A 14,326-nucleotide genomic window follows, 5' to 3' on the forward strand; every position below is an offset into this window, starting at 1 on the left:
CCATGACCGACACCGAGAACGCCCCGCGCGGCACGGCCGCGCCGACCGGGTCCGACGTCACCCCGGCGCTGCTGATCGAGCGGGCCGAGGCCATGGTGCCCGGACTGGTCGCGCGCCAGCAGGAGACGGAGCGGCGCACCTACTACGCCGAGGACACCCACCGCGCCTTCCAGGAGGCCGGTTTCTACCGCATCGCGGTGCCCAAGCGGTACGGCGGCTACGAGCTGGGCTTCGACACCTTCCTCCAGGTGGCGATGACCCTGAGCCGCGCCTGCCCCTCCACCGGCTGGATGTTCTGCCTCGGAGCGGCGCACTCGCTCTTCGCGGCCAGCATGTTCGACGAGAAGGCGCAGGCGGAGATCTTCAGCGGCGGCGACTTCATCGCCCCCCTCGTCAACGCCCCGCACGGGACGGCGAGGCGCGCCGAGGACGGCGGCTGGATTCTGGACGGCGTCTGGAAGTACTGCTCCGGCGCGCCCTACGCGACCCACCTGATCGGCAACACGGTGATCGCCGGGGAGGACGCGGACCCGCCCCGCCGGCTGCTGTTCATCGCGCCGCGCGAGGAGTGGGAGATGCTGGACGACTGGGGCGGGCAACTGGGCCTCAAGGGCAGCGGTTCGCACAGCATCCGGATCTCCGGCGGGCACATCCCCGGCCACTTCGGCATCGAGGTCGACTTCGAGGAGATCTCGGTGACCGAGGGGACCCCGGGGCGCGCGCTGCACACGCACCCCCAGTACGGGGGAGCCCCGGCCAGCTCGATGGCCCTGGAGGGCGCGCACATCGCCGTCGGCATGTGCCAGGGCGCGCTCGACGCGTACACGGAGCTGATGTTCTCCCGCACCACGATCGTCCCGCCGTTCCCGCCCCGCGCGGAGGACCCCGACTTCCTGCTCTGGTACGGGAAGGCCAGCGGCATGATCGCCGCCGCCGAGACCCTCGCCCTCGCGGCCTCGCGCCGCTGGCAGGAGCTGGCCGCGCTGCCGGTCGGCGCGTTCACCGCCGAGGAGGACCTGCGGATCGCGCTCACGTGCCGCGAGGCCACGAACCTGGCCTGGCAGGCCGTGGACGAGATCCTCCAGCCCACCGCCGGCAGCCCCGCGGTACGGGAGGGGACCCGTTTGGAGCGCGTCTGGCGGGACCTGTCCACCGGGCGCACGCACGCCAGCTCCGCCATCCTGCTCACTACCGCGGCCAACCGCGGCTTCGCCCAGCTCCGGCTGCTGAGCGCGCGTCGCTGACCCGTCCCGCGAGGACCGCACCCGTGCCGGTGGCCGCGAGCCACCGGCACGGGTGCGTGGCGTGCCGTCCGTGCGGAAGCAACTCGCCTTGTCACGCTGTCCACCGAGGTGATCGGGCCGTCACGGTCCCGGCAGCACCCGCGCGGCCCCGAACGGCTCCCCCGGAGGATCAGGGGGGAGCCGTTCGGGGCCGGAGTGCGAGGGCCGGGTCAGCTGTGGAACTCGCCCGCGTCGACGTTGAGGCTCTGCCCGGTGACCGCCCTGGCGAGATCCGAGGCCAGCCACAGCACCGCGTTCGCGACATCGCCGGGCTCGGGCAGGCGCCGCAGGTCGAACGGGGCCGCCGTCTCGGCGTACACGTCCTCCACCGCCACCCCCCGCTCGGCGGCCTGCACCGCGAACCAGCCCTTCAGCCCCTCGGTCCAGATGTAGTTCGGCACCACGGTGTTGACCCGGACCCCGCGGGGACCCAGCTCGGTGGCCAGGCTGCCGGCCAGGGAGCGCAGCGTCGATTTCGACGCCTTGTAGGCGCCGAAGCCGGGCCGGGAGTGGTGCACCACCGCCGAGCTGACCATCACCACCGAGCCCGCGTGCTCGGTCAGGGTGGGCGTCAGGAGCTGGACGAGCCGCAGCGCCGCCAGGGCGTCCGTCTCCAGCGAGGCGCGCACGGCGTCGACGTCCATCGTCGCCAGGTCGCCCATCGCCGGGGGCACGAAGGCGTTGCTGACGAACACGTCCACCCGGCCGAAAGCCTCCAGGGCACGATCGGTCAGCCCGCGGCAGGCGTCGGGGTCGAGGATGTCGGCGGGGACCACGAGCGCGCGGCGCCCGAGCGCCTCGACCTCGGCCGCCACCGACCTCAGCACCTTCTCGGTACGGGCCGCCAGGACCACGTCGGCCCCCGCGGCGGCACCGCGGACCGCGATCTCGCGGCCGAGGCCGGGGCCGGTGCCGGACACCAGCATCACCTTGTCGGAGAGCATCTTCGCCTTCTTTCCTAGGGGAGAACGCGATGGAACATGTGGGTCACGCCGGAGGACATCTCCGCGCGCGTCGTCTCCAGCACGCGCGCGGGGTGCAGGGGTTGCGCGAAGAGCGGACGGCCGCCACCGAGGAGCACGGGCACGACGTGGAGGCGGAGTTCGTCCAGCACACCGGCGGCCAGGGCGGCGGAGACGATCTGTCCGCCGCCCATCACCGCCACGTCCCCGCCCCGGGCCCTGGCCTCGGCGACCGCCTGTGCGACGGCCGCGGCCACGCCCGCGGTGACGAACTCGAAGCTCGTGCCGTCGGACAGCCGCCGCGACGCCCTCGGCCGGTGGGTCACCACGAAGACCGGTACGTGGAACGGTGGTTCCTCGCCCCACGCCTTCTCCCCGTGGTCGTACATGCGGCGGCCGATCACCGCGGCCCCCGTGCGGGCGAAGTACTCGCCCATGATGTCGTCGCCCGCACCGCGGTCGCCGCCCTCCTGCCCGGCCCGCGCGCGCCAGGTGGCGAGGTCGAAGAGCCACCGGTGGAGGCGTTCGCCGCCGATGCCCAGGGGGTGGCGGCCGGGGCCGTCGTCGGGGCCGGCGACGAAGCCGTCCAGGGAGACGGAGATGTCAGCGATCACCTGGGTCATGTCCTCGACGATCGCAGAACCCGGGCGCCGGGGCGTCTTCCGTCGTGCCGTGGTCAGGACGCGGTGACGGTCTCCGGCATCGCGTCGCCCCGGAACAGGCCCCCGGGGTCCACGCGCGCCCGGACCCGCTCGACGGCCCGGATATCCGCCTCGGACAGGTGCGCGCGCGGCCGGTCCAGGCCCTTCACGAAGCCGGGTGCCGTGCGGCCGGTGTCCCACGGGCCCAGAGCGGCCCGCACCTTGTCGCAGTGTCCGGTGATCTCCGCGCGGGTGCCGCGCAGTTCGGGAACACCGGCACCCATGTACGCCAGGTGCGCGTCCAGGTGGTCGAGCGCGCCGCCGTCCGGGTCGGCGAGGGCCATGCGCCCGCCGAGCTGTCGCAGCTCGACGGCGATGAGGGGCGAGCCGGATCCCTCGCCGGTCAGCCGCAGGAGCGCGGCGATCCCTTCGTGGCCCGGGTCGGCGAGCAGCATGTGGTCGCCGATGAAGGTGCCGGGCTCGTCGGGGTCCATGTGGATGTCCGGGACCGCTTCGGGACCGCACTTCTGCCAGGTGTCGAGCACCGGTTCGCCGATCGCGCGCAGCGGGTCGAGCAGTTCCTCCGCGCCGCTTGCCGTCAGGGCGACTCCGGCGACGCACACCACCGGGCCGCTCCGCAGCATCGGCGGGATCTCCGGCAGGTCCGGGAGGTTCATCACGCGCAGGGAGGTGGAGACCTCCTCGGGCGCGCGCAGCGTCCAGTCGTACCAGGCGCCGACGACGGCCTCGGCGTGCTCCCAGGACCAGAAGGCGGCCCCGGCGACGAGGTCGCGCGCGGGGAACAGCCCGACCTCGACGGCGGTGACGACGCCGAGACCGCCGCCCCCGCCGCGCAGGGCCCAGAAGAGTTCGGGGTCCTCGGCGGCGCTGACGCGGCGCAGGACGCCGTCCGCCGTGACGAGTTCGACGGAGCGGATGTGGTTGGCGGCGAGGCCGAGTTTGCGGCCGTAGAGGCTCACGCCTCCGTGGAGCAGGTAGCCGATGGCGCCCACGGTGCCCGAGGTGCCGTGGGGGGCCGCGAGGCCGTGCGGCGCGGCGGCCTCGACGACGTCGTTCCACGGGGTGCCGGCCAGGACGCGGGCCACTCGGCGGTCGGCGTCGATCGCGACGCCGCCGGGCAGCCGGGGGCGGATCAGGACCGCGTCGGCCATCGAGGGGGCCGCACCGGCCGAGTGGCCCGTGGTGTGGACGCGGACGCCGTGGCCGCGCGCGGAGGCGTAGCCGATCGCGGCCCGGATATCCGCGACGCTGGTCGCGGTGAGCGCGGCGGCGGGCCGCGCGGGGCCGGCGAGGTTGTAGACGCTGGTGGCGGCGGTGTAGGCGGGGTCGCCGGGAAAGGCGAGGGGGGTGGTGGTGTCGGGCATGGCTGATCCCCTTGAGTCCGGACGTGTGCGTCCCAGGGTGCGAGCCGGACCGCCGTACGGGCATCCGCCAGAGTGCTCAGCGACGGGCCCGAAGCCGCTTGGCGCGGTCGCCGGGACCATGAGGACGATCGTGCCGCAGCGGCTCCTCGCGTGCCGACTCCCCTTCCCCGGCCGCGCGTTCGTGCTGCTCGGTTCGGGATTCCCGCTCGTCGGCCGCGAGTTCCCGGCCGCCGGACTCCGTTCCGCCCCTCCCCCCGCCCGCCTTCTCCGTCCCGGCCGCCCCCACCCGTTCCGCCCGCTCGCTGAGGAACCGCTGCTCGGGGCCGGTGCCCGCCTGGCGCGCGGCGGCCCGGTACGCCTCTCGTGCCCCGTCCGTGTCCCCGGCCATCTCCAGCAGGTGCGCCCGCACCGCGCTGAGCCGGTGGCTGCCCGCCATCCACCGGTCCCGCTCCAGGGGTTCCAGCAGCCGCAGCCCCTCGCGCGGGCCCTTGACCATCGCCATCGCCACCGCGCGGTTCAGCCGCACCGCCGCACCCGGCGCGATCTGCTCCAGCAGGTCGTACAGGGCCAGGATCTGCGGCCAGTCCGTCTCGCCGCCCTCCGGGGTCTCGACGTGCACGGCGGCGATGGCCGCCTGCAGCCGGTAGAAGCCGGCGCCCGGCCGGGACAGGGCCTCGACGACGAGCGCCAGCCCCTCCTCGGCGAGCGCCCCGTTCCACCGCGAGCGGTCCTGCTCGGCCATCGGGACGAGGTCGCCGTCCGCGAGGGTACGGGCGGGGCGCCGTGCCTCCGTGAGGAGCATGAGGGCCAGCAGGCCCGTGACCTCCGCGTCGTCCGGCAGGACGCGGTGGGCCTGCCGGGTGAGCCGTATCGCCTCGGCGGTCAGGTCCGGACGCAGCAGGTCCGGCCCGACGGTGGCGGTGTACCCCTCGTTGAAGATGAGGTACAGGACGCGCAGCACCGCACGCGTGCGGCCGGGGCGCTCCGCCTCCGGCGGCATCCGGAAGTCCATGCCGTCGTTCTTGATCTGCTGCTTGGCGCGCGAGATGCGGCGGCTCATCGACGCCTGCGGGACCATGAAGGCGCGGGCGATCTCCTCCGTCGTCAGCCCGCCGACCGCACGCAGGGTCAGCGCCACCTGCGAGGACTGCGTCAGCACCGGGTGGCAGCACATGAACAGGAGGATCAGGGTGTCGTCGTCGGCGGAGACCACGTCCTCGTCGTCCGGGGCCGGGGCCAGCGACGCCTCGGGCAGCGCCATCGACGCGACGGTGGCCTCCCGGGCCCGACGGGCCGCGTCGCTGCGCCAGTAGTCCGTCAGGCGGCGCCCGGCGACGGTCAGGAGCCAGCCGCGCGCGTTCTCCGGGATGCCCTCGACCGGCCACTGCGTGGCGGCGGCCACGAGTGCTTCCTGCGCCGCGTCCTCACAGCCGTCGAACTGACCGTGCCGCCGGACCAGGGCGCCGAGGACCGAGGGCCGCAGCTCCGCGAGGAGGGTTTCGAGCTGTTGGTCGGAACGCACCGGGCCATTCTATGCCGGGTGTCCGTCCGCCCCGGGGAAGAGCGCACGCGCCGAGATGCCCGCCGCCCGGCGCCGGTGACACGGTCGGGGCACTGACCGCGAACCGCTGAGGAAGGCCCCCATGACGGACCCGACCGCCCTCGTCGTCACGCGTGACGACCCCCGCTACCCCGCCCTCGTCGAGGGCTACAACCACCGCTTCGTGGGCCGCCCCGACGAGGTCCGGCTCGCCACCGACGCCGAGGACGTACGGGCCGCGGTCCAGGCGGCCGTGGACACCGGCCGGAGGATCGCCGTGCGCAGCGGCGGCCACTGCTTCGAGGACTTCACCGCGCACCGCGACGTCAAGGTGCTCCTCGACCTGTCGGCGCTCCGGCACGTCGGCCACGACGCCGGGCGCGACGCCTTCGTGGTGGAACCCGGGGCCAGGCTCGACCACGTCTACCGGACCCTGTACGACGGCTGGGGCGTGACCATCCCGGCCGGTACCTGCTTCGAGGTCGCCGCCGGGGGGCACTTCGCGGCCGGTGGCTACGGCCCCCTGTCCCGCCGCGACGGCCTCGTGGTGGACCACGTCACGGCGGTCGAGGCGGTCGTCGTCGGCGCCGACGGGCGCGCGCGCCTCCTCGTGGGCACCGACCGGCCCGACGACCCGCACCACGACCTGTGGTGGGCCCACACCGGAGGCGGGGGCGGCAGCTTCGGCGTCGTCACGAAGTACTGGCTGCGCACGCCCGGGACGCCGGACGGGGACCCGGCCGCCCAGCTCCCCCGCGCGCCGCGCGCCGTGCTGCGCCGTGACACCACGTGGTCCTGGGACGGGTTCTCCGAGGCCGACTTCCGCGCCCTGCTGCGGGGTTACTGCGACTGGTACGAGAAGAACAGCGAGCCGGGGACCCCGGCCGCGGCACTGTGGAGCAACCTGATCATCACCCACCGCTCGGGCACCATGCTCACCCTGACCTCCGTGATCCATGACGACACCCCCGACGCGGCCGGGGTCCTCGCCGCCCACACGGAGGCGGTCACCCGCGCGATCCGGGCGGAGCCGGTGTCGGCGGCCACCGAGACCTGCTCGTGGAAGGACACCTGGCTGCCCTCGTACAGCTGGCCCAGCGACCCGCACGGCCGCTACAAGAACAAGGCGGCCTATCTGCGGCGCGGGTTCTCCGACGAGCAGATCACCGCGATCCACCGGCACCTGTCCTCGCCGGACTACGACAACCCCATGGGCTGCCTGGTCGTGACCGGTTTCGGCGGGCAGGTCAACGCCGTCGCCCCGGACGCCACCGCGGTCCCCCAGCGCGACAGCATCCTCAAGGCGTCCTACAGCACCGGCTCCTGGACCGATCCCGCCGACGACGCACGCCACCTGGCCTGGGTACGCGCGTACTACCGGGACGTCTACGCGCACTCCGGCGGCGTGCCCGTCCCCGACGAGAGCACCGACGGCTCCTACATCGGCTACCCCGACACCGACCTGGCCGACCCCGGGTGGAACACGTCGGGGACCGACTGGACCGCCCTCTACTTCAAGGACAACTACGCGCGGCTGCAACGCGCGAAACGCGCCTACGACCCGCGCGACGTGTTCCGCCACGCCCTGTCCGTCCGCCTGCCCTGAGCGGACGGCGGTCCCACGCCGACAGCCCGTCGCCCGGGCCGCCCGGAAGACCGCACGGCGGAACAACCGCCCCTGAGCCACCGCGGGTTCGCGGGGCGGGCACCGACCGCGCCCCGCGCCTCGTGGCCGCCGACCAGGCGGGACAAGGGAGTTGACGGTGTTCCGGGCCCGGGACCCGGCATCGGTCGCGCCCTTGCGGCGGCATGCCCGGAACCGGCCCGCACGGGCGGCGAGGACAGGCGCATTCCAGGAGATGCCGTCGCCACACCGGGCGGCCATTGTGCAGTGAGGGACCGCACGCCGGCCGGCACCGACCCGGCCCGGGTGGTGCGTGCGCACCGTCCCCTTCCCATGAACCCGCGCGGATTGACGGAGGCTGTCCATGAGCGATCCCGCATACCGGGACGTCCCCGCGAGCGAGGCGCAGCAAGGGCTGTGGCTGCTGCGCTCGCTCGGGCGGGAACCGGCGCCGAGGTGCCGTACGTACCGGGTGGTCGGCGACCTGGACGTGGCGGCACTGGCCGCCGCCTGGCGCTCGCTCGTGGACCGGCACGAGGGACTGCGCTCGGCCCTCCTGGCGCGCGACGGCGTGCCGGTGCGACGGGTCTGGGAGCGCGCCGGGAAACGGGCGTTCCGGCTGCGCGAGGGGGGCCGCGGGAAGGCCGCCGAGGGCCACCAGGGGCCGGTCGCCGACGGGGGACCGGACCTGGTCGGTGTGCCGACGGGCGCGCGGATGACAGTCACGGCGTTCGGGCCCAAGGAGCACCGGGTCCACGTGGCGGTGCCCCGCGCGTTCGCCGACGACGACTTCCTCGACAGGCTGGTCGAGGAGCTGTCCGAACTGTGCGCGGGGAAGCCCCTACCGGCGTGGGCACCGGGTGCGGGTGCGGATGCGGATGCTGGTGCGGCCGGTACGGACCCCGAGACCCTTGAGACTCCTGAGATCCCTGGGACCCCCGAGGCCCCCGAGGCCCCCGACACCCCCGAGGCTGCCGAGGCCCTCGCCTGGTGGGTCAAGACGCTGACCCCCTTGCCGAGCGAACTGCCGCTCCCCGCCGACCACCCGCGTCCGGAGCGGGCCTCGGGGCGGTGGGGGGAGATCCACGCCCCCGCCGACGCGCGGCTCGGCCGCGCCGTCGCCCACTGCGCCGAGGCCCGTGGCAGCGATCCGTTCACCGTGCTGCTGACGGCCTTCCAGGTGCTCCTGCACCGCTACACCGGGGGCGACCGCGTGGCCGTCGCGGTGCCCGTGTCCTCGGGGACGCCGGGCGCCGGGGCGAATGTGCTGATCCTCCCGGCGGACATCGCGCCGGGACACCGCTTCGAGGACGTCCTCGACCGCGGCACCGCGACGACCGCCGAGGCGATGGCGCGGCGCGACGTCCCCCTGGCGCGCGTCCTCGGGGCCCTGCCCGTCGTCCGTGACGCGCGCCGCGTGCCGTTGAGCGAGGTCGTCCTCGACTACCGCGACCGGCCGCGACCGGTCCCGTCCCTCCCCGGCGCCGTGGTGGAGCCCTGCCCGGAGCACGGCGGCCCCGCCCCGGCCGACCTGGTGCTGCGCGTCGACGACGGCGCCGGGGGACCGGCCTTCACCCTGCTCTACGACGCGGACCAGTACCGGCCCGCGACCGCGCGGATGATCCTGCGGCAGTTCCGCACGCTGCTGCGGCACTCCGTGCGGTCGCCGGAGGTAGCAGTCGGCGAACTGGCCCTCGACAGTCCCGGCAGGGCAGCGCGCGCCCTCGGCCGGGCCGACCGGCGGGCCGAGGGCGGCACCCCCCGGCACACGAGCGTGGAGGCGATCCGGAGGCGGGCCGAGCGGGACCCGGACACCGTGGCAGTCGACGGCCCCGACGGGACGCTCACCTACCGCGCGCTCCAGGACGCCGCGTCACATGTCGCGGCGGACCTGCGGGCCGCCGGGGTGCGCGCCGGTGACGCGGTCGTGGTGCGGCAGCCGGTGGGAGTGCGCCAGTATGCCGCGCTCCTCGGGGTACTGGCGGCCGGTGCGCACGTGTCCTGGTCGGGGACCGCCGACAGCGGGGACCGGGGCCGGGCCGTCCTGGAGGCGCTCAAGCCCGCGGCCATGCTCGTGGCCGCCGGGACCACCGCCGCCCCGGACGCCGCCGAGGCGTCCCCCGCGCACGCCGAGGGCGCCCACGCGTCCGGCCACGACGAACTCGTCGACTGGTACCGGGCGACCATCGGCGGCCGGGTCGTCACGATCGCGGAGCCCGGCCCGGCCCCCGCCCGGAGCGCCCTCCCCGCTCCTCCCCGCCTCACCGACCGCGCCTATGTCGCCTTCACCTCCGGGACCACCGGTGTGCCGAAGGGCATCGCGCACCAGCACGGCACCCTCGCGCAGTTCGCCGCGTGGATGGCCACCGAGTTCGAGATCGGCCCCGGCGTGCGCGTCGCCCAATGGGTCGCCGCCGAGCACGACCCCGCCCTGGCCGAGACGTTCGCCGCGCTCGGCTCGGGGGCCACGCTCTGCCCGGTCCCGGCGAAGATCCGGGCCAACCCCGAACGCCTCCTGGACTGGCTGGCCGCCGAACGCGTCGGCGTGCTCCAGACGGTGCCGAGCTTCGCCCGCGAACTGCTGCGCGTCCTCACCGAGCGCCGTTCCGCCGAGGGCCTCGGCACGCTCAGGGTCCTGCTGCTGATGGGCGAGGCACTGCCCGGCGAACTCGCCGAGGGACTGCTGAACGCCCTGCCGCTGGTCCGCCTCGCCAACCTCTACGGACCGACCGAGACCGTCGCCGCGACCTGGTACCCGGTACGGCGCGGACGCCCCCCGCGCGGCGTCCGCGCGGCCACCGCGCCCCCGCCGCCCGCCCAGATCCCCATAGGCCACCCCATCCCCGGCCGCGGCGTCCTGGTCGTCGACCCGTCCGGCCGCGTCTGCCCCGCGGGCGTCACCGGTGAACTCGTCGTCACCGGCCCGTACGTCGCCGACGGCTACCTCGGCGTCCACGACCACGCCGCCTTCACCCGGCTCCCGCACACCGACGCGCCCTGCTACCGCACCGGGGACCTCGCGCGCCGCCGCCCCGACGGCACCCTCGAATACCGGGGCCGCAAGGACAGCCAGGTCAAGCTCTACGGCAGCCGCCTGGAGCTGACCGACGTCGAGGCGGCCCTCGGCGGGCACCCCGCCGTCGCCGATTGCGCCGTCCTCGCCAACGCCGACCGCGACGGCCTCGCCACCCGCCTGGTGATCTGTGTCGTCCCGCGCCACCGGCCCGACGGCACCCCGGAGGGCTCGCCGAGCGAATGGCGCGCCCACCTGCGCCGCCGCTTCGGCCGCTCCCTGCTCCCCGCCCTCTACCGCACCCTGGACCGCCTGCCGCGGACCGTCACCGGCAAGGTCGACCGTCCCCGGCTGGCCCGCGAGGTCGCCGCCGCCGAGCGCGACGCCGTCGCCCGGCGCCCGGCCCCCGGCACCGAGACCGAACTCGCCGCGCTCTGGACCGACGTGCTGGGCACCCCGCCGAGCCACGCCGACCAGGGCTTCTTCGCGGCCGGCGGCACCTCGCTGCTGGTCCCGCGCCTGCTCCACCAGATACGGCAGCACTTCGCCGCCGACGTCACCGCTCCGCAGTTCTACGCCCACCAGAGCCTGGCCGCCCTGGCCGCCCTGGTCGACCGCATCCGATGAAGGAGTACCCCGTGTCCCACACCCCCAGCAGCGAACCGTCCGCCGGCACCCCGGTCGTCCTCGACGGCGAGTCGCTCGACATCGACGCCGTCCGCCGCGTGGCCGAGCAGCGGGCCCACGTGTCGCTGACCCCCCAGTCGCTGGCCAAGGCGGCCAAGAGCCGTGCCGTGTTCGAGGACGTCGTCCGCTCCGGAACCCCCGTCTACGGCGTCACGACCGGCTACGGCGAGATGATCTACATGCTCGTCGACCCCTCGCAGGAGACCGAGCTGCAGACGAACCTCGTCCGCAGCCACAGCGCCGGGGTCGGCCCGTTCTTCCCCCACGACCAGGCACGCGCGATCCTCTCCGCGCGCCTCAACGCGCTCGCGAAGGGCTACTCGGCGGTCCGCCCGGAGATCCTGGAGCGCCTGGCCCTGTACCTCAACAACGACCTGATCCCGGCGATCCCGGAGATCGGCTCGCTCGGCGCCAGCGGGGACCTCGCGCCGCTCGCCCACGTCGCCTCCACCGTCATCGGCGAGGGCTACTTCCTCGGCCCCGACGGACCGCGCCCCGTCGGCCCGGTGCTGCGCTCGCTCGGGATCACCCCGCTGGAGCTGAAGTTCAAGGAGGGGCTGGCGCTGATCAACGGCACGTCGGCGATGACCGGGCTCGGCGCGCTCGTCGCGGGCCGGGCCCTGGAGCAGGTGCGGCACGCCGAGATCGTCTCGGCGCTCCTGGTGGAGGCGATGCGCGGCTCGATGGGCCCCTTCCAGCCGGAGGGCCACGACATCGCGCGCCCGCACCCCGGCCAGATCGACACCGCCGCGAACATGCGGGCCCTGCTGCGCGGCAGCGAACTCACCGTGGAGCACTCCGACCTGCGCCGTCAGGTCGCCGCGGCCAAGGAGGACGCCGACGTCACCCGGACCGAGATCTACCTGCAGAAGGCGTACTCGCTGCGGGCGATGCCGCAGGTGCTGGGCAGCGTCCGGGACACCCTGACGCACGTCACCGCCCGCGTCCACACGGAGCTCAACTCCGCGAACGACAACCCGCTCTTCTTCGAGGACCGCGAGGTCTTCCACGGCGCGAACTTCCACGGCCAGCCGGTGGCCTTCGCGATGGACTTCACCACGATCGCCCTGACGCAGCTCGGCGTGCTGGCCGAGCGGCAGCTCAACCGGGTCCTGAACCGCCACCTGAGCTACGGCCTCCCGGAGTTCCTCGTCGCCGGCGACCCGGGGCTGAGCAGCGGATACGCCGGAGCCCAGTACCCGGCCACGGCGCTGGTCGCCGAGAACCGGACGATCGGCCCCGCCAGCACCCAGAGCGTGCCCTCCAACGGCGACAACCAGGACATCGTCAGCATGGGCCTCATCGGGGCGCGCAACGCCCGGCGGGTGCTGTCCAACAACCAGTACATCCTCGCCGTGGAGTTCCTGGCCGCCGCCTCCGCGGTGGACGTCTCGGGACGCTACGACGGCCTGGGCCCCGCCGGTCGCGCCACCTACGACGCCGTGCGCTCGCTCGTGGCGCCGCTCAACAAGGACCGGTACATGGCCGACGACATCGAGACCGTCGCCGCCGCCCTGACCCGGGGGGACTTCGTCGCCGCCGTCGAGGACCGCGGCGTGGAACTGCGCTGACCGCCGCGCCCGGCAGACCCGAACCCCCCGGAGCGACAGGAAGGTTGACACCCCCCATGGCCACACGGCCGATGACCGGCGACGAGTACGTGGAGAGCATCCGCGACGCCCGCGAGGTCTACCTCGACGGCGAACGCGTCAAGGACGTCACGACGCACCCCGCCTTCCACAACCCGGTCCGCATGACCGCCCGGCTCTACGACGCCCTGCACGACGAGCGCTACCGCGATGTCCTGACCTGCCCGGTCGACGGCGGCGGCGAGGGGTACACCCACCGCTTCTTCACCACCCCGCGCAGCGCCGAGGACCTGGTCGCCGCCCAGGGCGCGATCGCGACCTGGGCCCGGCTGAGCTACGGCTGGATGGGGCGCAGCCCCGACTACAAGGCGTCGTTCCTCGGCACCCTCGGCGCCAACGCCGACTTCTACGCGCCCTACGGCGACAACGCCCGGCGCTGGTACCGGGAGTCGCAGGAGAAGGTCCTCTTCTGGAACCACGCCATCGTGCACCCGCCCGTGGACCGCAACCGCCCGCCGGACGAGGTCGCCGACGTCTTCGTGCACGTCGAGCGGGAGACGGACGCGGGACTGGTGGTCAGCGGCGCCAAGGTGGTCGCCACCGGCTCGGCGCTGACCCACTACAACTTCATCGCCCACTACGGCCTGCCGGTCCGCAAGCGGGAGTTCGCGCTGGTCGCCACCGTGCCGATGGAGGCCCGCGGCGTGAAGCTCATCTGCCGCCCCTCCTACAGCGCGACCGCGGCCGTGCGCGGCACCCCCTTCGACTACCCCTTGTCCTCGCGGCTGGACGAGAACGACACCATCCTCGTGATGGACAAGGTGCTGATCCCCTGGGAGAACGTCTTCATCTACGGAGACCTGGGGAAGGTGCAGATGTTCACCGCCCGCTCCGGCTTCCCCGAACGCTTCACCTTCCACGGCTGCGTCCGGCTGGCCGTGAAGCTGGAGTTCCTGGCCGGTCTGCTCTCCAAGGCCCTCCGGCTCACCGGCACCCGCGACTTCCGCGGCGTGCAGAGCCGGCTGGGGGAGGTGCTGGCCTGGCGGAACCTGTTCCAGGGACTGGCCGACGCCGCCGCGCGCAACCCCGTGCCGTGGAAGGACGGGGCGGTGCTGCCCAACGGCGACTACGGGATGGCCTACCGCTGGTTCATGCAGGTCGGCTACCCGAGGATCCGGGAGATCATCCTGCAGGACGTGGCGAGCGGGCTGATCTACGTCCCGTCCAGCGCCGAGGACTTCCGCAACCCGGAGACGCGGCCCTACCTGGACAAGTACATCCGCGGCTCGGGCGGGGCCACGGCCGAGGAGCGGGTCAAGGTCATGAAGCTCCTGTGGGACGCGGTCGGCAGCGAGTTCGGCGGCCGGCACGAACTCTACGAGCGCAACTACTCGGGCAACCACGAGAACACCCGGGTCGAGCTGTACGCGGGCGAGCTGGCCTCGGGCAGGCTCGCGCGCTTCGAGGAGTTCGCCGAGCAGTGCATGGGCGAGTACGACCTGGACGGCTGGACGGTCCCCGACCTGGAGTCCTTCAGCGACCTCCGGAGCCGGGCCGACCGGCCCTGAGACACGGGCGGCGGACGCCGTCCCCCCTTTTCCG

Annotated in this window: 9 protein-coding genes; 5 read left to right on the top strand and 4 right to left on the bottom strand. The window is 74.2% G+C overall.

Translation table 11 applies throughout. The annotated features are described in order from the left end of the window. The first annotated feature begins 2 nt into the window (after positions 1-2). Entirely contained in the window at positions 3-1,244 is a 1,242-nt protein-coding gene (locus STTU_RS20860) for an acyl-CoA dehydrogenase family protein (RefSeq protein ID WP_007826470.1), read from the top strand. Between the two features lie 209 nt (positions 1,245-1,453). Here the strand turns inward: STTU_RS20860 and STTU_RS20865 are convergent, their stop codons facing one another. From STTU_RS20865 to STTU_RS20880, 4 genes are all read right to left on the bottom strand, one after another. Continuing rightward, positions 1,454-2,227 (bottom strand): SDR family oxidoreductase, encoded by a 774-nt coding sequence (locus STTU_RS20865; protein WP_007826472.1) that lies wholly within the window; start codon positions 2,225-2,227, stop codon positions 1,454-1,456. Positions 2,228-2,241: 14 nt separating this feature from the next. Then, positions 2,242-2,868, bottom strand: a complete 627-nt coding sequence (locus tag STTU_RS20870) for a dihydrofolate reductase family protein (RefSeq protein ID WP_007826475.1) — start codon at positions 2,866-2,868, stop codon at positions 2,242-2,244. Positions 2,869-2,921: 53 nt separating this feature from the next. Beyond that, positions 2,922-4,271 (bottom strand): FAD-binding oxidoreductase, encoded by a 1,350-nt coding sequence (locus STTU_RS20875; protein ID WP_007826477.1) that lies wholly within the window; start codon positions 4,269-4,271, stop codon positions 2,922-2,924. A 76-nt stretch (positions 4,272-4,347) separates the two neighbouring features. Beyond that, complete coding sequence (locus STTU_RS20880; RefSeq protein WP_007826479.1) at positions 4,348-5,793, bottom strand: RNA polymerase sigma factor; 1,446 nt, start codon at positions 5,791-5,793, stop codon at positions 4,348-4,350. Positions 5,794-5,914: 121 nt separating this feature from the next. Between STTU_RS20880 and STTU_RS20885 the strand changes: the two genes are divergently transcribed. From STTU_RS20885 to STTU_RS20900, 4 genes are all read left to right on the top strand, one after another. After that, a complete protein-coding gene (locus tag STTU_RS20885) occupies positions 5,915-7,417 on the top strand; it encodes an FAD-binding oxidoreductase (protein WP_007826481.1) in 1,503 nt (500 codons plus the stop codon). Positions 7,418-7,799: 382 nt separating this feature from the next. Further along, the gene (locus STTU_RS20890; RefSeq protein ID WP_007826483.1) at positions 7,800-11,075 is read left to right on the top strand and encodes a non-ribosomal peptide synthetase; all 3,276 of its coding nucleotides are present in this window, start codon (positions 7,800-7,802) and stop codon (positions 11,073-11,075) included. Next, positions 11,072-12,706, top strand: coding sequence for a tyrosine 2,3-aminomutase (cmdF, locus tag STTU_RS20895; RefSeq protein WP_043255856.1), 1,635 nt, complete (start codon positions 11,072-11,074; stop codon positions 12,704-12,706). The genes STTU_RS20890 and cmdF overlap by 4 nt, the downstream gene beginning before the upstream one ends. A 56-nt stretch (positions 12,707-12,762) precedes the next feature. Continuing rightward, positions 12,763-14,292, top strand: coding sequence for a 4-hydroxyphenylacetate 3-hydroxylase family protein (locus STTU_RS20900; protein ID WP_043255857.1), 1,530 nt, complete (start codon positions 12,763-12,765; stop codon positions 14,290-14,292). Positions 14,293-14,326 lie beyond the last annotated feature (34 nt).

The organism is Streptomyces sp. Tu6071, from assembly GCF_000213055.1.
In the GTDB taxonomy this organism is placed as follows: Bacteria; Actinomycetota; Actinomycetes; order Streptomycetales; family Streptomycetaceae; genus Streptomyces; species Streptomyces evansiae.